The sequence below is a fragment of the Pseudomonas sp. DF11 genome, from assembly GCF_058148565.1.
In genome coordinates this window covers 543720-563355 of the sequence record NZ_JBYVYN010000002.1, presented here as the reverse complement: position 1 = coordinate 563355, position 19636 = coordinate 543720, and the positions used below count along the sequence as shown (strand labels likewise).

The window sequence follows — 19636 nt, the reverse complement described above, 5'->3', positions numbered from 1 at the left end:
CTCGCCACAAAGGCTCATCACCCCCCGACAGGTCCAGTCCGTCACGCCTTGTCCTCATCCGCCGCAGGCGCTGCCGGCAAGGTAAACCCCGACACCGAACGGCGCAGCTGGCTGGCCATTTTCGCCAGGTTGCCGATGCTCTCGGCGGTGGCGGTGGAGCCCGACGAGGTTTGGGTGGTGATCTGCTGAATCACGTTCATGGTCAAGGAAATCTGTCCCGCCGAGGTGGTCTGTTGCTGCGCGGCGTTGGAAATGCTCTGGATCAGCGCTGCCAGGGTCTTGGACACACCTTCGATTTCCTCCAGGGCCACACCGGCATCCTGGGCCAGTCGCGCACCGCGCACCACTTCGGTGGTGGTCTGCTCCATGGAAATCACCGCTTCGTTGGTATCGGCCTGGATCGCCCGCACCAAGGTCTCGATTTGCCGGGTCGCCGCCGACGAACGTTCGGCCAGGCGCTGCACCTCATCGGCCACCACCGCGAAGCCGCGCCCGGCATCACCGGCCATGGACGCCTGGATGGCGGCGTTGAGGGCCAGGATGTTGGTCTGGTCAGCGATGTCGTCGATCAGGCTGACAATGTCGCCAATCTCCTGGGATGACTCACCCAGGCGCTTGATGCGCTTGGCGGTGTCCTGGATCTGCTCGCGAATGTTGTCCATGCCATGAATGGTGTTGTGCACCACCTCATTACCCTTGTTGGCGATCTCCACCGACCGCTCGGCCACCGCCGACGATTCGGCGGCGTTGGCCGATACCTGGTCGATGGACTGGGCCATTTCATTAATTGAAGTCGAAGCTTCGGAGATTTGCTGGGCCTGGTGCTCGGAAGCCTGGGCCAGGTGCATCGCCGTGGCCTGGGTTTCCTGCACGGCGGCGGCGACCTGCCCGGCGGTGAGGTTGATGGTCGCCACCAGGTCGCGCAGTTGGTCCACCGAATAGTTGATGGAGTCGGCGATGGTGCCGGTGAAGTCTTCGGTGACCGAAGCGGTAACGGTCAGGTCGCCGTCGGCCAGGTCCTCGATTTCATCCAGCAGACGCATGATCGCGTTCTGGTTGCGCTCGTTCTTTTCCGCGGTTTCGTGCAACTGGCGATTGGTTTCGCGGACCATCACCAGCCCGATCAGGATGATCGACATCAGCGCCAGCAAACCCAGCACATAGCCGCCGATGGTGTTGATGGAACGCCCGCCGGCGAGGTTTTCGAAGGCCGTGGCCAGGTGCGAAGCCTCGTCGAGCAGGGTCTGCGACAGGTTGAAGATGTTGCCGGCCGATTCACGGACCTTGAACAGCTCCGGGGAAGTCTCGAGGATTTCATCCACCGAGCCCGAGACAAACTCGAACAGCTCGCTGATTTCGCTCAGGCGTGCCCGGGCATCGCGGTCCTGGACCTGGGAAATCTTCAAGGCCGGGTCACCTTGCAACATGCCATTGAGCACCTGGCCAAAACGCGCGGCGTCGCGACCGAAGGTGTCGGCGGCCTGGCTGGCGTTTTCGTCCCCCGCCAGCACGGTGTTCACCGCGCCGAGAATCCGCTCGGCCAGCAATGACTGGCGCTGGGCCATGGCCACCTGGGCGGCCGGCGCGCCGCGCTGCAGCAGGATCTCGACGACTTTTTCGTACTCGACCTGCAACTGCGGCACGGTTTCGGCCAAGGTGGCCGCCACCTGATGCAACGACAGCACAGTCTGTTCACTGGAGAGAATGGCATCGGTGTTCTTGAGCAGGCGCTCCCAATCCAGCTGCACGGCGCGCATCTGCGGGCGCAGGGTGGCGGGCGCAGGTGGCAGGCCGGTCACCGGGTCGCCCTGCTTCAGGTAGCCCCAGCGCTGGGCGAAATCATTGCGCGCATCGCTCAACAGCTTGAACGCCGCAGCCTTGCCGGCAGCGGCCTCGGTGGCGTTCTTGGCGATGCGCTGGGACAGCACCCGCAATTCACCGGCATGGCCGATGTACTGCTTGTCATAGGTGGATTGGGTATTGAGGTAAGCGAAGTTGGCGAACAGCAACATGATGAAGACGATCAGCGCGACGAACAGCACGATGATCTGCGAACGACTGCGCGACGCTTCCAGTGGCTTGCCTGTTTTTGCTTTGATCATCGGTTCTCGCCTGTACTGCCCAATCCCACTCACCGCTGTTCCTGGGGGTAACTGCCTTGCTTACCTGCCAGACTGAGTCGCCTCCTTCGCGAGCAAGCCCGCTCCCACATTGGATCTGCTGAGAACTCAAACTGTGTGAGCGCCAGAGACCAAATGTGGGAGCGGGCTTGCTCGCGAAAAGGCCAGCCCATTCACCCAACCTTTCTCGTCAAACAGCCACATCCATGAACCCTGGCGAACGCGCCAGGGCAAACGGGCTGAACACTTGCCACTCGCGCTCGCCGCAAAACCGACCCTTGACGAAAACCGATTCGGGGCCATCGAGATCATCCATCAGTGTCGGCTCCAGGCTGTCCTGGGCGAAATGCTGCAACCCGAGGACCTCGTCCACCAGCAACCCGGCGAACACTTCATCGTGATCCACCACCAGTACCCGGCGCTGCTTGCGCACGGGCGACAGCTCATGACCGAAGAAACCGCACAGGTCCATCAGCGGCAACAACCGCCCGCGCAGGTTAGCCACACCACGAACCCACGGCTTGACCCCGGGCAAATGTGTGTGACGTGGTTCGTGCAGTACTTCGCTGACTTCGCCCATCGGCGCCACGTACCAGTGCTCGCCCAAACGAAAGCCGATACCGCTCCAACCGGCGCGGTGGGTCGGCTGGGAGGGCAAGTCCGCTCCCAGCAACCGGCAACGCCGATCGATCTGTAGCAGCAGTTCGAATGCAGTCAGCGATTGGCTCATGGCTGCGCCGTCAACCCGCCAGCACTTTGTTCAGGGTCGCGATCAGGGTTTCTTCGTCCACCGGCTTGGTCAGGTAGTCCTTCGCGCCTTGGCGCGTACCCCAGACCTTGTCGGTGTCCTGGTCCTTGGTGGTGATGATGATCACCGGGATGTGGCCGGTGTCCGGATCCTTGGTCAACTGGCGCGTGGCCTGGAAACCGTTGAGGCCGGGCATGACGATGTCCATCAGTACCGCGTCGGGTTTTTCCTGGCGGGCCAGGGCCACGCCATCGGCGCCGTTCTCGGCCTTCAGGACCTGATGGCCGTGTTTTTCCAGCATACCGGTCAGTTTGTACATTTCAGTCGGCGAATCATCGACGATCAGAACTCGTGCCATGGTGTTCCCCATTTTCTTGTCGACCCCAGGCCCGATGGCCGAGTGTCATTAATGTGCCTGGTGCGGCTGGACAGCGGCAAAGCCCGGGACATGGGCCTGTATCGCGCCCAGCAGTTCTTCCTTGCTGAACGGCTTGGTCAAAAACTGATCGGAACCGACGATGCGCCCCTTGGCCTTGTCGAACAACCCGTCCCGGGACGACAGCATGATCACCGGCGTGGCCTTGAACGCGCTGTTGTTCTTGATCAGGGCACAGGTCTGGTAGCCATCGAGGCGCGGCATCATGATGTCGACAAAAATGATACCCGGATGATGGTCGGCGATCTTGGCCAGGGCATCGAAGCCGTCGATTGCCGTGATCACCTCGCAGCCCACGTTGCGCAGCAAGGTTTCGGCGGTGCGGCGGATGGTCTTCGAGTCGTCGATGACCATGACCTTCAAGGCGCTGGGTTGCTGCGTGAGATGCTCTGCCATTGCCACTGCGAACCGATTTTTAACGCGTAAGTGTGATCGACAGCGCAAACCCTTGATGTTCAAGGCCCGCACGTCACATGGCAGCCTTTTTAGCACAGTCTCCATCGCCGATCTATCGGCCGCTCGGCGCGGTGGTTTTTCCTTGACCGCCAATCTTCCGGGCGCCACTCTGACGCCACTTTTTCACGCCATATGTGCCCATCAAATTTCGAGGAACCAAGCCATGAGCGTACGCGTCGGCATTGTCATGGACCCTATCGCCAGCATTTCCTATAAAAAGGATAGCTCGCTGGCCATGCTGCTGGCCGCTCAAAAGCGCGGCTGGGAGCTGTTCTACATGGAGCAGCGCGACCTCTACCAGGCCGAAGGCCAGGCGCGGGCGCGGATGAAACCGCTGAAAGTCTTCGCCAACCCGCAAAAGTGGTTCGAACTGGGCGAAGAAAGCGATGCGCTGCTGAGCGACCTGGATGTGATCCTGATGCGCAAGGATCCGCCGTTCGACATGGAGTTCGTGTATTCCACCTACCTGCTGGAACAGGCTGAAAGCGCTGGCGTGCTGGTGGTCAACAAGCCCCAGAGCCTGCGCGATTACAACGAAAAGCTGTTCGCCACGCTGTTCCCGCAGTGCACGCCGCCGACCATCGTCAGCCGGCGCCCGGACGTGTTGCGTCAGTTCGCCGACCACCACGGTGACGTGATCCTCAAGCCCCTGGACGGCATGGGCGGCTCCTCGATCTTCCGGCACACCGCCGGCCATCCGAACCTGTCGGTGATCCTGGAAACCCTGACCTTGCACGGCAAGCAGCAGATCATGATCCAAGGCTACCTGCCAGCCATCGTCGATGGCGACAAACGCATCCTGATGATCGATGGCGAACCGGTGGACTATTGCCTGGCGCGTATCCCGGCAGCCGGCGAGACCCGCGGCAACCTGGCCGCCGGCGGGCGTGGCGAAGCCCGTCCGTTGACCGAGAAGGACCGCTGGATCGCCGCCCAGGTCGGCCCGACCCTGCGCGAGAAAGGCCTGCTGTTCGTGGGCCTGGACGTGATCGGCGAGCACCTGACGGAAATCAACGTCACCAGCCCGACCTGCATCCGCGAGATCGACAACGCCTTCGGTACGGATATCGGCGGGATGCTGATGGATGCCATCGATCAGAAGCTCAAGGCTCGTTGATCCAGATCTGCTGAAGGAAACCCACATTGCGTTATCATGCCCGGCCTGAAAAAAACGCGATGTTGGTTTCCTTGTCATGACTCTCCCGTCCGATCTGCCCCAAGAGCTCGCCCATCGTGGCGTGCGCCCGGCTGATCGCCTCGGTTTTACCCTGTTCCTGGCGGCGCTGATCCACTTGGCCTTGCTGCTGGGCGTCGGGTTTGCCACGGTCGAGCCCAAGCAGATCAGCCAGACCCTGGAAATCACCCTGGCCACCTTCAAGAGCGAGGCCAAGCCCAAGAAGGCCGATTTCCTCGCCCAGGAAAACCAGCAAGGCAGCGGCACCCTGGAAAAAAAGGCGATCCCCAAGACCACCGAGATCGCGCCGTTCCAGGACACTACGGTGCAAAAAGTCACCCCGCCGCCAGCGGCCAAGCCCGAAGTGCAGGAGACAGCGCCCAAGGCCGCCGTGACCACCGTGGCGCCAAAGCCGAAAAAAGCCCCGGCCAAGGAAGAGGTCAAGCCTGACCCCAAGCCCCAGGCCCCCGCACCGACTTTCGACAGCTCCCAACTGTCCAGTGACATCGCCAGCCTGGAGGCCGAACTGGCCCAGGAGCAACAGCTCTACGCCAAACGCCCGCGCATCCACCGCCTGAGCGCCGCCTCGACCATGCGCGACAAGGGCGCCTGGTACAAGGACGAGTGGCGCAAGAAGGTCGAGCGCATCGGCAACCTCAACTACCCCGACGAAGCCCGGCGCAAACAGATCTATGGCAACCTGCGGCTAATGGTCTCGATCAACCGCGACGGCTCATTGTATGAAGTGCTGGTGCTCGAATCCTCCGGCCAACCACTGCTGGACCAGGCCGCCCAGCGGATCGTGCGCCTGGCCGCGCCGTTCGCACCGTTTACCGGCGATCTGTCGGACATCGACCGGCTGGAAATCATCCGCACCTGGAAATTCGCCCGGGGCGATCGCCTGTCCAGCAACTGACACACCGCCAATCTTTTAGCCAGTATGAACATCCTGTGGGAGTGAGCCTGCTCGCGAAGCCATTTGTCATTCAGCATGGAAGCGACTGATACACCGCATCGCGAGCAGGCTCGCTCCCACAAGGGATTTGTGTCCGCCAGACGATTTGCAGCACATCCCCAGCTTGTCAGTTCGGCCCTGCGCCGCCACACTAGCGCCTATGAAAAACGTCAGCCCCACCTACCTCAAGCATCACTTCCTGATCGCCATGCCGCACATGGCCGATCCGAACTTTGCCCATACCTTGACCTACATCGTCGAGCACACGGCCAATGGGGCCATGGGGCTGGTGATCAATCGCCCGCAGGAGCTGAACCTGGCGGACATTCTTGAGCAGTTGCGCCCCGATGTAGAACCGCCACTCCTGTGCCAGCACGTGCCGATTTTCATCGGCGGCCCGGTGCAGACCGACCGTGGCTTCGTGCTCCACCCGTCGGGCCCCAAATACCAGGCCACGGTGGATCTGGACGGCGTGTCACTGTCCACTTCCCAAGACGTGCTGTTCGCCATCGCCGACGGCGTCGGCCCGGAAAAGAGCCTGATCGCCCTCGGCTATGCCGGCTGGGAACCTGGACAACTGGAAGCCGAACTGGCTGATAACGCCTGGCTGACCTGCCCGTTCGACGCCGACATCCTGTTCAACACCAGCAGCGAACTGCGCCTGGAAGCGGCGGCCAGCCGGTTGGGGGTCAACCTCAGCCTGCTGACCAGCCAGGCAGGACACGCCTGATGGCGATGCGCTTGCTGCTGGGCTTCGATTACGGCACCAAACAGATCGGCGTGGCGGTCGGCCAGGTCATCACCGGCCAGGCCCGCGAGTTGTGCACATTGAAGGCGCAGAACGGCGTTCCGGACTGGAACCAGGTCGAAGCGCTGATCAAGGAATGGAAACCCGACGCCGTGGTGGTCGGCCTGCCGCTGAACATGGACGGCACGCCCAGCGATATGTGCCTGCGCGCCGAAAAGTTCGCCCGCCGGCTCAATGGTCGCTTCAACCTGCCCTTCTATACCCATGACGAGCGCCTGACCACCTTCGAGGCCAAGGGCGAGCGCCTGGAGCGCGGAGGGCAGAAAGGCAGTTACCGCGACAATCCGGTGGACGCCATCGCCGCCGCCCTGCTGCTGCAAGGCTGGCTCGACGCGAACGCCGCCCTGTTCGAAACCTGATTTCTTACAAAGCGCCGCCAAGGCGCTTTCTTTTAGCGACAAACCGCGCCACTCACCATCGGCCCGGGAACCTGAAGGAGCCAGCATGAGCCTGCCCAATCCTGCCGAACTGATCAGCCAGATGGCGATTCGTCTCACGGCGCACCTGGAACAACGTGGCATCAGCGAACCGCGCTATATCGGCATTCGCACCGGTGGCGTCTGGGTCGCCCAGGCCTTGCTCGATGAACTGGGCAGCCAAGCGCCCCTGGGCACCCTGGACGTGTCGTTCTACCGCGACGACTTCAGCCAGAACGGCCTGCACCCACAAGTGCGCCCCTCGGCCCTGCCGTTCGAGATCGAAGGCCAGCACCTGGTCTTGATCGATGATGTACTGATGAGCGGCCGGACCATCCGCGCCGCCATGAACGAACTGTTCGACTACGGCCGCCCGGCCAGCGTGACCCTGGTGTGCCTGCTGGACCTGGACGCCGCCGAGCTGCCGATCCGGCCAAATGTCGTCGGTGCGACGCTGAAGCTGGCCGCCCACGAGCGGGTCAAGCTTTCCGGCCCGTCGCCGCTGCAACTCGAATTGCAAGACCTTGCCCTTTAACTGCCCTTGTAAGAGTCCATCGCGATGACGCCTCTCGAAACCAAGCGCCCGCTGCAGCTCAACGATCAGGGCCAGCTGCGCCACTTCCTGTCCCTCGACGGCCTGCGCCGCGAGCTGCTGACGGAAATCCTCGACACTGCCGACTCATTCCTCGAAGTCGGTGCCCGGGCAGTGAAGAAAGTCCCGTTGCTGCGCGGCAAGACCGTGTGCAACGTGTTCTTCGAAAACTCCACCCGCACCCGCACCACCTTCGAACTGGCGGCCCAGCGGCTGTCGGCGGACGTGATCACCCTGAACGTGTCCACGTCCTCGGCGAGCAAGGGTGAAACCCTGCTCGACACCCTGCGCAACCTCGAGGCCATGGCCGCCGACATGTTCGTCGTGCGTCACGGCGATTCCGGCGCGGCGCACTTCATTGCCGAACACGTGTGCCCGCAAGTGGCGATCATCAATGGCGGCGACGGCCGTCATGCCCACCCGACCCAGGGCATGCTGGACATGCTGACCATCCGTCGGCACAAGGGCAGTTTCGAGAACCTGTCGGTGGCGATCGTCGGCGACATCCTGCACTCACGAGTGGCCCGCTCGAACATGCTGGCCCTCAAGACCCTCGGCTGCCCGGATATCCGCGTGATCGCGCCGAAAACCCTGCTGCCCATCGGCGTTGAACAGTACGGCGTGAAGGTCTACACCGACATGACCGAAGGCCTCAAGGATGTGGACGTGGTGATCATGCTGCGCCTGCAGCGTGAACGCATGACCGGCGGCCTGCTGCCTAGCGAAGGCGAGTTCTACCGCCTGTTCGGCCTGACCACCGCCCGCCTGGCCGGGGCCAAGCCGGACGCCATCGTCATGCACCCGGGGCCGATCAATCGCGGCGTGGAGATCGAATCAGCGGTGGCTGACGGGCCACACTCAGTGATCCTCAACCAGGTGACCTACGGCATCGCCATCCGCATGGCCGTGCTGTCCATGGCCATGAGCGGGCAAACGGCCCAGCGCCAATTCGACCAGGAGAACGCCCAGTGAAGCTCAGCATTCTCGGCGCACGCGTGATCGATCCAGCCAGTGGCCTGGATCAAGTGACTGATATCCATATCGATGCCTGCAAAATCGTCGCCCTGGGCGCCGCCCCGGCCGGTTTTGCCGCGGTCGAGACCGTCGACGCCCAAGGCCTGGTGGCCGCCCCTGGCCTGGTGGACCTGAACGTCGCCCTGCGCGAACCGGGCTACAGCCGCAAAGGCAGCATCGTCAGCGAAACCCGCGCCGCCGCCGCCGGTGGCGTGACCAGCCTGTGCTGCCCGCCGCAGACCAAACCGGTGCTGGACACCTCGGCCGTGGCCGAACTGATCCTCGACCGCGCCCGCGAGGCCGGCAACACCAAGGTCTTCCCGATTGGCGCACTGAGCAAAGGCCTGGACGGCGAGCAACTGGCCGAGCTCATCGCCCTGCGCGACGCCGGCTGCGTGGCGTTCGGCAACGGCCTGAACAACTTCCGCAATACCCGCACCCTGTGCCGCGCCCTGGAATACGCGGCGACCTTCGGCCTGACGGTGATCTTCAACTCCCAGGACCACGACCTGGCCGAAGGCGGCCTGGCCCACGAAGGCCCGACCGCCAGCTTCCTCGGCCTGCCGGGCATTCCGGAAACCGCCGAGACCGTGGCTCTGGCCCGGGACCTGCTGTTGGTGGAGCAAAGCGGCGTGCGCGCGCACTTCAGCCAACTGACCAGTGCTCGCGGCGCGGCGCTGATCGCCCAGGCCCAGGCCCGTGGCCTGCCGGTGACCGCCGACGTGGCGCTGTACCAGTTGATCCTGACCGACGAAGCGCTGATCGATTTCAACAGCGTCTACCACGTCCAGCCGCCGCTGCGCACCCGCGCCGACCGCGAGGGCTTGCGCGAGGCGGTGAGATCCGGGGTGATCTCAGCCATCTCCAGCCACCACCAGCCCCATGAGCGCGATGCCAAGTTGGCACCGTTCGGCGCCACCGAGCCGGGCATCAGCAGCGTCGAACTGCTGCTGCCGCTGGCCCTGACACTGGTGGAAGACGGCTTGCTCGACCTGCCGACCTTGCTCGCACGCCTGAGCGCCGGCCCGGCCCAGGCACTGCAATTGCCAGCTGGGAAACTGGCGGTTGGCGCGGCAGCGGACCTGGTGCTGTTCGACCCTGCCGCGTCCACCGTGGCCGGTGAAGCCTGGCGCTCCAAGGGCGACAACTGCCCGTTCCTCGGCCATAGCCTGCCGGGTGTGGTGCGTTACACCTTGATGGATGGGCGGATTACTCACCAGGCCTGATACCGCGTCGCTCCTCTCGCGAGCAGGCTCGCTCCCACAGAGGGATCCTCGGTGAACACATGATGTGTGAACACCTCGATCCAATGTGGGAGCGAGCCTGCTCGCGATGCAGACGACTCGGTCTTACTGAAAAGCCCCCCGCTTCTGCGCATTCCGAATCGAAACCTGATCATTCAGCGTCCAGAAGTCATACAGCACCCCCAGGAAAAACACCCCACCCGTCAGCAGGTAGATAATCCCGCTGAGCCATTTGCCCTGGTACATGCGGTGTACGCCAAGCACCCCGAGAAACGTCAGCAGGATCCACGCCACGCTGTATTCGATAGGCCCTGGGGTGAAACGCAGGTCCGCTTCGCGATCCATGGCCGGGATCAGGAACAGGTCGATCAACCAGCCAATGCCCAGCAGGCCGAAGGTAAAGAACCAGATCGTGCCCGTGACCGGCTTGCCGTAATAGAAACGGTGGGCACCAGTGAAACCGAAAATCCACAGCAGATACCCGATGACCTTGCTGTGAGTATCGCGGATTGCATCCTGCTGATAGCTGTTCATGAATGGCCTCTTTTGCCTCGATAGATAAATTTGTTCAGATTTTTTGTGACTTTTTTGTGTCTCGCCGACAAGCGGTCCTGAGCGACTTTGAACCAAGGAAACCCCCGTGGTGTCGGGGTTCTGTCGGACAATCGGGTCAATTTGTCACAATCATGCGGGGTTGGCGCCAGGTTTCGAATCGACAAACGGCCTCGGAATAGCGAAAAAAGCTGTTATAAAGTTGCGCGCTAACCTTTAAGAGCCCTGCCTAATGCGTCCATTTTTCAAGACATGGCTAACCATTTGCCTATTATTGCCACTGGCCGCCCACGCCACCAATCGTGAGCAACGTCTTCCCAACGTCAACGGCTACACCCCGAAATCCCATGTTTCTGCTTCCTTGAGCAAGAACAAGCCAAGCGCCCAGCGCCTGAGCACGGCCAACAGCAAACTGGTTCCGCCGATGGCGACCAAAGCGAGCAGCAACGTGCTGAGTCGTGCCGTGAATGTGCTCGGCACACCTTATCGTTGGGGCGGCAGTAGCCCAAGTAAAGGCTTCGATTGCAGCGGCTTGGTGAAATACGCCTTCAACGACGCCACCTTCGACCTGCCGCGCACCTCCAATGCGATGGCTGCCGGTCATGGCGAGAAAGTCGAACGCAAGGACCTCAAGCCCGGCGACCTGATTTTCTTCAAGCTCAAGAGCCGCCGAGTCAATCATGTGGCCATCTACCTGGGCAACGACCGTTTCATCCACGCTCCGCGCCGTGGCAAGTCGGTGACCATCGATACCTTGAACAAGCCGTACTGGGACACCCACTACGTGGTGGCCAAGCGGGTTCTGCCGAAAGAGCCGGGTGGTTTGCGGGTGGTTCAGCGCTGATCCAAAGAACTCAGCGGCCTCTGTGGCGAGGGGATTTATCCCCTCGCCACAGGTCACACCGCTTGTCCCTCTAGAAGTTATCCGGTGTACGCGCCCGCTCCCGGGCATGTTCGCGGCTGATCAAGCCCTTGCTCACCAAATCCTTCAAACACATATCCAGCGTCTGCATCCCCAGCGAACCACCGGTCTGGATGGCCGAGTACATCTGCGCCACCTTGTCCTCGCGGATCAGGTTCCGGATCGCCGAGGTTCCCAGCATGATTTCATGCGCCGCGATCCGACCGCCGCCGATCTTCTTGACCAGCGTCTGGGAGATCACCGCCTGCAACGATTCCGACAACATCGAGCGAACCATGGACTTCTCGTCACCGGGAAACACGTCCACCACCCGGTCAATGGTCTTGGCCGCCGATGTGGTGTGCAGTGTGCCGAACACCAGATGCCCGGTTTCCGCGGCGGTCAGCGCCAGGCGGATGGTCTCCAGGTCGCGCATCTCCCCTACCAGGATCACGTCCGGATCCTCCCGCAGGGCCGAACGCAGGGCCGTGGAGAAACCCTGGGTGTCGCGGTGCACTTCGCGCTGGTTGATCAGGCATTTGCGCGGTTCGTGAACGAATTCGATGGGGTCTTCGATGGTGAGAATGTGATGGTGCTTGTGGCTGTTCAAGTGATCGATCATGGCCGCCAGGGTGGTGGACTTGCCTGAACCGGTAGGCCCGGTCACCAACACCAGCCCACGCGGCGCTTCGGTCACTTTGCGAAACACTTCGCCCATCCCCAGGTCTTCCATGGTCAGGACTTTCGACGGAATGGTCCGGAATACCGCCCCCGCGCCGCGATTCTGGTTGAAGGCGTTGACCCGGAACCGCGCCACACCCGGCACGTCGAAGGAAAAGTCGGTCTCCAGAAACTTTTCGTAATCTACCCGTTGCCGGTCATTCATGATGTCGTAGATCAGTTCATGGACCTGCTTGTGGTCCAGCGCCGGCAGGTTGATGCGCCGCACATCGCCATCGACGCGGATCATCGGCGGCAACCCGGCGGACAGGTGCAGGTCCGACGCGCCCTGTTTGGCGCTGAACGCCAGTAACTCAGTGATATCCATAGCGCTCCTCAATTCCAGTAGAATGCCGCGAACCTCACCGCTGGCGCTTCTTTATGTCCACGATAGCAGACAACATCGCTCAGGTTAGATCGCGTATCCGCGCTGCGGAGCAGGCCGCCCAACGTGTCGAACACAGTGTCCATCTGCTGGCCGTGAGCAAGACCAAGCCCGCCCAGGCCCTGCGCGAGGCCTATGCCACCGGCCTGCGGGACTTCGGCGAGAACTACCTGCAAGAAGCCCTGGGCAAACAGGTCGAACTGACCGACCTGCCCTTGATCTGGCACTTCATCGGCCCCATTCAATCGAACAAGACCCGTGCTATCGCCGAACATTTCGACTGGGTGCATTCCGTGGATCGCTTGAAAATTGCACAGCGCCTGTCCGAACAACGCCCGGCCGAGTTGCCGCCGCTGAACATCTGCATCCAGGTCAATGTCAGCGGTGAAGCCAGCAAGTCCGGCTGCACCCCGGCAGACCTGCCCGCCCTGGCCAGCGCCATCAGCGCCTTGCCGCGCTTGAAGCTGCGTGGGCTGATGGCGATTCCCGAGCCGACCGACGATCGGGCCGCCCAGGATGCCGCCTTCGCCGCAGTCCAACGCTTGCAAGCCAGCCTCGACCTGCCACTGGACACTCTTTCCATGGGCATGAGCCACGACCTCGAGTCGGCCATTGCCCAGGGTGCGACTTGGGTGCGGATCGGGACCGCCCTGTTTGGTGCCCGTGACTACGGTCAAGCCTGAAGCATGCTCAACTCATCTCTTTATAAGGACCTGTCATGAGCAACACGCGTATTGCCTTCATCGGCGCCGGCAACATGGCCGCCAGCCTGATCGGCGGCCTGCGGGCCAAGGGCCTGGACGCTTCCCTGATCCGCGCCAGCGATCCGGGTGAAGAGACCCGCAACCGGGTGAGCGCCGAGCACGGTATCGAAACCTTCGCCGACAACACCCAGGCCATCGACGGCGCGGACGTCATCGTGCTGGCGGTCAAGCCGCAAGCGATGAAAATCGTGTGCGAAGCCCTGCGCCCCAGCCTCAAGCCCCAGCAACTGGTGGTGTCGATTGCCGCAGGCATCACCTGCGCCAGCATGAACAACTGGCTCGGCGAACAGCCGATCGTACGCTGCATGCCCAATACCCCGGCGCTGCTGCGCCAGGGCGTCAGCGGGCTGTTCGCCACCGCACAGGTAAGCGCCGCACAACGCCAGCAGGCCGAAGAGTTGCTGTCGGCCGTCGGCCTGGCGCTGTGGCTGGAAACCGAGCAACAACTGGACGCCGTCACCGCCGTCTCCGGCTCGGGCCCGGCGTACTTCTTCCTGCTGATCGAAGCCATGACCGCCGCCGGCGAGAAACTCGGCCTGCCCCGGGATATCGCCGCGCAGCTGACCTTGCAGACCGCATTGGGGGCCGCGCACATGGCCGTGTCCAGCGACGTCGATGCGGCCGAGTTGCGCCGCCGCGTGACCTCGCCGGCCGGCACCACCGAAGCGGCCATCAAATCGTTCCAGGCCGGGGGCTTCGAAGCCCTGGTGGAAAAAGCACTCGGCGCCGCCGCGCACCGCTCGGCCGAAATGGCCGAACAACTGGGCCAATAAGGAGCCATTCATGATTGGATTGAACACCGCAGCGGTCTATGTGCTGCAAACCCTCGGCAGCCTGTATCTGCTGATCGTGCTGATGCGTTTCGTACTGCAACTGGTGCGCGCCAACTTCTACAACCCGCTGTGCCAGTTCGTCGTCAAGGCTACCCAGCCGCTGCTCAAGCCTTTGCGCCGGATCATCCCCAGCCTGTTCGGCCTGGACATGTCGTCGCTGGTGCTGGCGATCCTCGTGCAACTGGCGCTGATGGCCCTGACCCTGCTGCTGACCTACGGCACCACCGGCAACCCGCTGCAATTGTTGATCTGGTCGATCATTGGCGTGACCGCGCTGTTCCTGAAGATTTTCTTCTTCGCCATGATCATCAGCGTGATCCTGTCGTGGGTCGCTCCGGGCAGCCACAATCCCGGCGCCGAGCTGGTCAACCAGATCTGCGAGCCGGCCCTGGCGCCGTTCCGTCGTATCGTGCCGAACCTTGGCGGCCTGGATATTTCGCCGATCCTGGCGTTCATGGTGCTCAAGCTGATCGACATGCTGGTGATCAACAACCTGGCGGCGATGACCATGATGCCGGAAATCCTGCGCCTGCTGATCTGACCCCGGTGAGCTACTTTCGCTGGGACGGCGACGACCTGATCCTGGAATGCCACCTGCAACCGGCAGCCCGCAGCGATGATTTCGCCGGGCTGCACGGTGACCGCCTGAAGATCCGTCTCACCGCTCCGCCGGTCGAGGGCAAGGCCAATGCCTACCTGATGGCGTTCCTGGCCAAGGCGTTTGGCGTGTCCAAGAGCCAGGTCAGCCTGATCAGCGGCGAATTGAACCGACAGAAACGGGTGCGGATTCATTCGCCGAAGAAGCTGCCGGAGCTGCCAGGCCTGACACGGGCCTGATCGGTTAGCGCAATCTTGTGGCGAGGGGATTTATCCCCGCCGTCGCCTCGGCGTGTCTGACGGATCGCATTAGCTGTATTGGGGCTGCTGCGCAGCCCAACGGGGATAAATCCCCTCGTCACAGTTAAATCGCCCAGCCGCGCCTTTGCTTGCCGCCTGCCACAGCGGTCTTTAGACTTACGCCTCATTTCAACGCGAGCAGGGTCGATGCCAACTGCCTTTCCCCCCGATTCCGTTGGTCTGGTGACGCCGCAAATGGCGCATTTCAGCGAGCCCCTGGCCCTGGCCTGCGGCCGTTCGTTGCCAGCCTATGACCTGATCTACGAAACCTACGGCACCCTCAATGCCACGGCCAGCAACGCCGTGCTGATTTGCCACGCCTTGTCGGGGCATCACCACGCCGCCGGCTACCACAGCGTCGACGACCGCAAGCCCGGCTGGTGGGACAGTTGCATCGGCCCGGGCAAGCCCATCGACACCAACAAGTTCTTCGTGGTCAGCCTGAACAACCTCGGCGGCTGCAACGGCTCCACCGGCCCCAGCAGCCTCAACCCGGATACCGGCAAGCCCTTCGGCGCCGATTTCCCGGTGCTGACCGTGGAAGACTGGGTCCACAGCCAGGCGCGCCTGGCCGATCGCCTCGGCATCGCCCAGTGGGCAGCCGTGATCGGTGGCAGCCTGGGCGGCATGCAAGCCTTGCAGTGGACCATCACCTACCCAGACCGCGTGCGCCATTGCCTGGCAATCGCCTCGGCGCCCAAGCTGTCGGCGCAGAACATCGCCTTCAACGAAGTGGCGCGCCAGGCGATCCTCACCGACCCCGAATTCCACGGCGGTTCGTTCCAGGAACACGGTGTGATCCCCAAGCGTGGGCTGATGCTGGCGCGGATGGTCGGCCACATCACCTACTTGTCCGACGACTCCATGGGCGAGAAATTCGGCCGTGGCCTCAAGAGCGAAAAGCTCAACTACGACTTCCACAGCGTCGAGTTCCAGGTCGAGAGTTACCTGCGCTATCAGGGTGAGGAGTTTTCCGGGCGCTTCGATGCCAACACCTATCTGCTGATGACCAAGGCGCTGGACTACTTCGATCCGGCAGCGAACTTCGACGACAACCTGGCGAAAACCTTCGCCAATGCCACTGCCAAGTTCTGTGTGATGTCGTTCACCACTGACTGGCGCTTCTCCCCGGCGCGCTCCCGGGAGCTGGTGGACGCGCTGATGGCCGCGCGCAAGGACGTCTGCTACCTGGAAATCGACGCGCCCCAGGGCCACGACGCCTTTTTGATCCCGATCCCGCGCTACTTGCAGGCGTTCGGCAACTACATGAACCGTATAACGCTGTGAGGACGCCATGAGAGCCGATCTGGAAATCATCCAGGAATGGATCCCCGCCGGCAGCCGCGTGCTCGACCTGGGCTGCGGTAACGGCGAACTGCTGACCTGGCTGCGGGACAACAAGCAAGTCAGCGGCTACGGCCTGGAAAACGACCCGGACAACATCGCCGAGTGCGTCGCCAAGGGCATCAACGTCATCGAGCAGGACCTGGACAAGGGCCTGGGCAACTTCGCCAGCAACAGCTTCGACATCGTGGTCATGACCCAGGCCCTGCAAGCGGTGCACTATCCGGACAAGATCCTCGACGAAATGCTGCGGGTCGGGCGCCAGTGCATCATCACCTTCCCCAACTTCGGCCACTGGCGTTGCCGCTGGTACCTGGCGAGCAAGGGTCGCATGCCGGTCTCGGAGTTCCTGCCCTACACCTGGTACAACACGCCGAACATCCACTTCTGCACCTTCGCCGACTTCGAGGCGCTGTGCCGCGAACGCGAAGCCAAGGTCATCGATCGCCTGGCCGTGGACCAGCAGCACCGCCACGGGTGGGCCAGCAAGCTATGGCCTAATCTGTTAGGTGAGATAGGCATCTATCGGGTCAGCAGCCCGGGCCTTACCGATTACCAGGTCGCGGTGTGAGCCCCGGCCTCACCAGGAGCACGACATGAAACGTCTAGGGTTGTTTCTCATCACCGTTTGCCTGAGCGTTGGCGCCATGGCCGCCGACGTTATCAAGGGCGAGCGCAAGGAAGTGTTCGGTGACGTCACCGTGCACTACAACACGTTCAATTCCACCTTCCTGACACCAGACATCGCCAAGGCCGCCGAGCTGATTCGCAGCAAGGAACAGGGCGTGATCAACGTCTCGGTGCTCAAGGATGGCAAGCCCTTGATGGCCCAGGTCAGTGGCACGGTGAAAGACCTCACCAGCCAGAGCATCCCGCTGCAATTCAAGCAGGTGACCGAGCCAGGCGCGATCTACTACATCGCCCAGTACCCGGTGCCCCAGCAGGAAACCCGCACCTTCGAGATCAAGGTGCAAACCGGCGACAAGATCAACACCATCAACTTCAACCAGGAACTGTTCCCGGGCCAATGATCAACTTCACCCAACTCGTACTGGCCAGCCACAACGCCGGCAAACTCAAGGAACTGCAGGCCATGCTCGGCGGGTCGGTGCAGTTGCACTCGATTGGCGAGTTCAGCCAGGTGGAACCGGAAGAGACCGGCCTGTCGTTCGTCGAGAACGCCATCCTCAAGGCCCGCAATGCCGCGCGTATCTCGGGCCTGCCGGCGCTGGCCGACGATTCCGGGCTGGCCGTGGACTTCCTCGGCGGCGCCCCGGGCATTTACTCGGCGCGTTACGCGGACGGCAAAGGGGACGCGGCGAACAACGCCAAGCTGCTCGAAGCCCTCAAGGATGTGCCCGAAGCCGAGCGCGGCGCGCAATTCGTGTGTGTGCTGGCCCTGGTGCGCCATGCCGACGATCCGTTGCCGATCCTCTGCGAAGGCTTGTGGCATGGGCGCATTCTGACCGAAGCCAGCGGCGAGCACGGTTTCGGCTACGACCCGCTGTTCTGGGTACCGGAGCGCAATTGCTCCAGCGCCGAGCTGGGGCCGGTGGAAAAGAACCAACTGAGCCACCGCGCCCGCGCCATGGCCCTGCTGCGTCAACGCCTGGGCCTGCAATGATCGATGACGCTCCGGCACCGCTGATTCACGGCGGTGCACAAACGCCTCGGGCGCCCCTGCCGGTGCTGCCGCCCCTGGCGTTGTACGTCCACATCCCGTGGTGCGTGCGCAAATGCCCGTATTGCGACTTCAACTCCCATACCGCCAGCCCGCAGTTACCGGAAGAAGAATACGTCGACGCCCTGCTGGCCGACCTCGACCAGGATCTGCATGCGGTCCATGGTCGACCGTTGAGCTCGATCTTTTTCGGTGGCGGCACCCCGAGCCTGTTCAGTGCCCAGGCCCTGGGCCGGTTGCTCAAGGGCGTCGAAGCACGCATTCCCTTCGCCCAGGACATTGAAATCACCCTGGAAGCCAACCCTGGCACCTTCGAGCAGGAAAAATTCGTCGCTTACCGGGCCTTGGGTATCAATCGCCTGTCCATCGGCATCCAGAGCTTCCAGCAGGCCAAGCTCGAAGCCCTGGGCCGGATCCACAACGGTGACGAGGCGGTGCGCGCCGCCGGCATGGCTCGCCAGGCCGGGTTCGACAACTTCAACCTGGACCTGATGCACGGCCTGCCCGACCAGTCCCTCGACGACGCCTTGAGCGACCTGCGCCAGGCCATTGCCCTGAAGCCGACCCACCTGTCCTGGTACCAACTGACGCTGGAGCCAAACACGGTGTTCTGGAACCAGCCGCCGACGTTGCCCGAAGACGACACGCTGTGGGACATCCAGGAAGCCGGACAAGCCCTGCTGGCCGAGCACGGCTACGCCCAGTACGAAGTCTCGGCCTACGCCCAACCCGGTCGGGCGGCGCGGCATAACCTCAATTACTGGAGCTTCGGCGACTTCATTGGCATCGGCGCCGGCGCCCATGGCAAGCTCAGCCACCCGGACGGGCGCATCGTGCGCACCTGGAAGACGCGCCTGCCCAAGGACTACCTCAACCCGGCCAAACGCTTCCTGGCCGGCGAGAAAACCCTGGCCAATGAAGAATTGCCATTCGAGTTCCTGATGAACGCCCTGCGCCTGACCGCAGGTGTCGAAGCGCGGCTGTACCCGGAGCGCACCGGGCTGCCCCTGCAAAGCCTGGCCGAAGGCCGGCGCGAGGCCGAACAAAGCGGGTTGTTGCAGGTCGAACCGGAACGTCTGGCGGCCACCGAGCGCGGACAGCTGTTTCTCAATGACTTGCTGCAGAAATTTCTGAGCTGATCAACACAAGGAAATCGAATGGATCTGGTACTCGACCTGCTGGCCACCGTGTCCCGCTGGAGCCGCAGCAACCTGTCGGAAATCTCCCTGGCATTGGTGGGCTGCCTGCTGGTGCTGTTTGGCGCCGACATCAAGGGCTGGGTCGAACAACGCCTGGGCAGCATCGCCGGCGCCTTGCGCGTTCCACTGATCGCCCTGCTGTGCATGATCGGCAGCGGCGCGGCCCTGATCTACGCCACGCCGTGGGTCGTCCGGGGTTTGAGCCAGTTCAACAACTACAGCCTGGCGCCGGTGTTGTTGGTGGTGCTGGTGTTGATTGGTGTCGTGGCGGATCGGCGCTGACCCTACAAACACCAGAAAACAAATGTGGGAGCGGGCTTCTGTGGGAGCAAAGCTTGCTCGCGATGCAGGCAACTCGGGTTGAAGTTGGTACCGAGGTGCTGCTATCGCGGGCAAG

Annotated in this window: 24 protein-coding genes; 18 read left to right on the top strand and 6 right to left on the bottom strand. The window is 62.6% G+C overall.

Going from position 1 to position 19636, the window contains the following annotated elements:
* Positions 1–41 precede the first annotated feature (41 nt).
* From AC30D9_RS09265 to pilG, 4 genes are all read right to left on the bottom strand, one after another.
* Positions 42–2102 (bottom strand): methyl-accepting chemotaxis protein, encoded by a 2061-nt coding sequence (locus tag AC30D9_RS09265; protein WP_134926217.1) that lies wholly within the window; start codon positions 2100–2102, stop codon positions 42–44.
* 208 nt (positions 2103–2310) lie between these two features.
* Positions 2311–2850: a chemotaxis protein CheW gene (locus tag AC30D9_RS09260; RefSeq protein WP_134926218.1), complete on the bottom strand. Its 540-nt coding sequence runs from the start codon at positions 2848–2850 to the stop codon at positions 2311–2313.
* 10 nt (positions 2851–2860) lie between these two features.
* Positions 2861–3226 (bottom strand): twitching motility response regulator PilH, encoded by a 366-nt coding sequence (gene pilH, locus AC30D9_RS09255; protein ID WP_003206465.1) that lies wholly within the window; start codon positions 3224–3226, stop codon positions 2861–2863.
* A gap of 48 nt (positions 3227–3274) precedes the next feature.
* Positions 3275–3700, bottom strand: a complete 426-nt coding sequence (gene pilG / locus AC30D9_RS09250; protein ID WP_109752380.1) for a twitching motility response regulator PilG — start codon at positions 3698–3700, stop codon at positions 3275–3277.
* A gap of 223 nt (positions 3701–3923) precedes the next feature.
* On the opposite strand from pilG, the gene gshB reads away from it, so the two are divergent.
* From gshB to AC30D9_RS09215, 7 genes are all read left to right on the top strand, one after another.
* Entirely contained in the window at positions 3924–4877 is a 954-nt protein-coding gene (gshB, locus tag AC30D9_RS09245) for a glutathione synthase (protein ID WP_490143918.1), read from the top strand.
* 76 nt (positions 4878–4953) lie between these two features.
* Complete coding sequence (locus AC30D9_RS09240) at positions 4954–5850, top strand: energy transducer TonB (RefSeq protein WP_307572485.1); 897 nt, start codon at positions 4954–4956, stop codon at positions 5848–5850.
* A 199-nt stretch (positions 5851–6049) separates the two neighbouring features.
* Positions 6050–6619, top strand: coding sequence for a YqgE/AlgH family protein (locus AC30D9_RS09235; protein ID WP_018609528.1), 570 nt, complete (start codon positions 6050–6052; stop codon positions 6617–6619).
* Positions 6619–7056 carry a Holliday junction resolvase RuvX gene (gene ruvX, locus AC30D9_RS09230; RefSeq protein WP_490143917.1) on the top strand — a complete coding sequence of 146 codons (438 nt, stop codon included), beginning with the start codon at positions 6619–6621 and terminating at the stop codon, positions 7054–7056. Before AC30D9_RS09235 ends, ruvX begins: the two co-directional genes overlap by 1 nt.
* Positions 7057–7141: 85 nt before the next feature.
* Entirely contained in the window at positions 7142–7648 is a 507-nt protein-coding gene (gene pyrR, locus AC30D9_RS09225) for a bifunctional pyr operon transcriptional regulator/uracil phosphoribosyltransferase PyrR (protein WP_134926223.1), read from the top strand.
* A gap of 24 nt (positions 7649–7672) precedes the next feature.
* Positions 7673–8677 carry an aspartate carbamoyltransferase catalytic subunit gene (locus AC30D9_RS09220; protein WP_003177495.1) on the top strand — a complete coding sequence of 335 codons (1005 nt, stop codon included), beginning with the start codon at positions 7673–7675 and terminating at the stop codon, positions 8675–8677.
* Positions 8674–9945 (top strand): dihydroorotase, encoded by a 1272-nt coding sequence (locus AC30D9_RS09215; protein WP_490143916.1) that lies wholly within the window; start codon positions 8674–8676, stop codon positions 9943–9945. Before AC30D9_RS09220 ends, AC30D9_RS09215 begins: the two co-directional genes overlap by 4 nt.
* A 123-nt stretch (positions 9946–10068) precedes the next feature.
* On the opposite strand, the gene AC30D9_RS09210 is transcribed toward AC30D9_RS09215, so the two are convergent.
* The gene (locus tag AC30D9_RS09210; protein WP_053188929.1) at positions 10069–10497 is read right to left on the bottom strand and encodes an NINE protein; all 429 of its coding nucleotides are present in this window, start codon (positions 10495–10497) and stop codon (positions 10069–10071) included.
* Between the two features lie 250 nt (positions 10498–10747).
* On the opposite strand from AC30D9_RS09210, the gene AC30D9_RS09205 reads away from it, so the two are divergent.
* Positions 10748–11359, top strand: coding sequence for a C40 family peptidase (locus tag AC30D9_RS09205; RefSeq protein WP_134926225.1), 612 nt, complete (start codon positions 10748–10750; stop codon positions 11357–11359).
* Positions 11360–11429: 70 nt separating this feature from the next.
* On the opposite strand, the gene AC30D9_RS09200 is transcribed toward AC30D9_RS09205, so the two are convergent.
* Positions 11430–12464 (bottom strand): type IV pilus twitching motility protein PilT, encoded by a 1035-nt coding sequence (locus AC30D9_RS09200; RefSeq protein WP_134926226.1) that lies wholly within the window; start codon positions 12462–12464, stop codon positions 11430–11432.
* A gap of 53 nt (positions 12465–12517) precedes the next feature.
* On the opposite strand from AC30D9_RS09200, the gene AC30D9_RS09195 reads away from it, so the two are divergent.
* The 10 genes from AC30D9_RS09195 to AC30D9_RS09150 all read left to right on the top strand — a co-directional run bounded on the left by AC30D9_RS09195 (position 12518) and on the right by AC30D9_RS09150 (position 19521).
* Positions 12518–13204 carry a YggS family pyridoxal phosphate-dependent enzyme gene (locus AC30D9_RS09195; protein WP_490143915.1) on the top strand — a complete coding sequence of 229 codons (687 nt, stop codon included), beginning with the start codon at positions 12518–12520 and terminating at the stop codon, positions 13202–13204.
* A gap of 35 nt (positions 13205–13239) precedes the next feature.
* Entirely contained in the window at positions 13240–14058 is an 819-nt protein-coding gene (proC, locus tag AC30D9_RS09190; protein WP_490143914.1) for a pyrroline-5-carboxylate reductase, read from the top strand.
* Positions 14059–14068: 10 nt separating this feature from the next.
* Positions 14069–14659 carry a YggT family protein gene (locus AC30D9_RS09185; protein WP_109752399.1) on the top strand — a complete coding sequence of 197 codons (591 nt, stop codon included), beginning with the start codon at positions 14069–14071 and terminating at the stop codon, positions 14657–14659.
* A gap of 5 nt (positions 14660–14664) precedes the next feature.
* Entirely contained in the window at positions 14665–14955 is a 291-nt protein-coding gene (locus AC30D9_RS09180) for a DUF167 domain-containing protein (protein ID WP_116833661.1), read from the top strand.
* A 207-nt stretch (positions 14956–15162) separates the two neighbouring features.
* Positions 15163–16302, top strand: coding sequence for a homoserine O-succinyltransferase MetX (metX, locus tag AC30D9_RS09175; protein WP_134926229.1), 1140 nt, complete (start codon positions 15163–15165; stop codon positions 16300–16302).
* Positions 16303–16309: 7 nt separating this feature from the next.
* Positions 16310–16930: a methionine biosynthesis protein MetW gene (gene metW / locus AC30D9_RS09170; protein ID WP_109752405.1), complete on the top strand. Its 621-nt coding sequence runs from the start codon at positions 16310–16312 to the stop codon at positions 16928–16930.
* A 25-nt stretch (positions 16931–16955) separates the two neighbouring features.
* A complete protein-coding gene (locus tag AC30D9_RS09165) occupies positions 16956–17390 on the top strand; it encodes a DUF4426 domain-containing protein (RefSeq protein ID WP_490143913.1) in 435 nt (144 codons plus the stop codon).
* On the top strand, positions 17387–17983 hold the full coding sequence (gene rdgB, locus AC30D9_RS09160; protein ID WP_134926231.1) for an RdgB/HAM1 family non-canonical purine NTP pyrophosphatase: 597 nt from the start codon (positions 17387–17389) through the stop codon (positions 17981–17983). The genes AC30D9_RS09165 and rdgB overlap by 4 nt, the downstream gene beginning before the upstream one ends.
* Positions 17980–19179, top strand: a complete 1200-nt coding sequence (hemW, locus tag AC30D9_RS09155) for a radical SAM family heme chaperone HemW (protein ID WP_134926232.1) — start codon at positions 17980–17982, stop codon at positions 19177–19179. The genes rdgB and hemW overlap by 4 nt, the downstream gene beginning before the upstream one ends.
* Before the next feature lie 18 nt (positions 19180–19197).
* Positions 19198–19521 carry a DUF3392 domain-containing protein gene (locus AC30D9_RS09150; RefSeq protein ID WP_003177482.1) on the top strand — a complete coding sequence of 108 codons (324 nt, stop codon included), beginning with the start codon at positions 19198–19200 and terminating at the stop codon, positions 19519–19521.
* Positions 19522–19636: the final 115 nt, after the last annotated feature.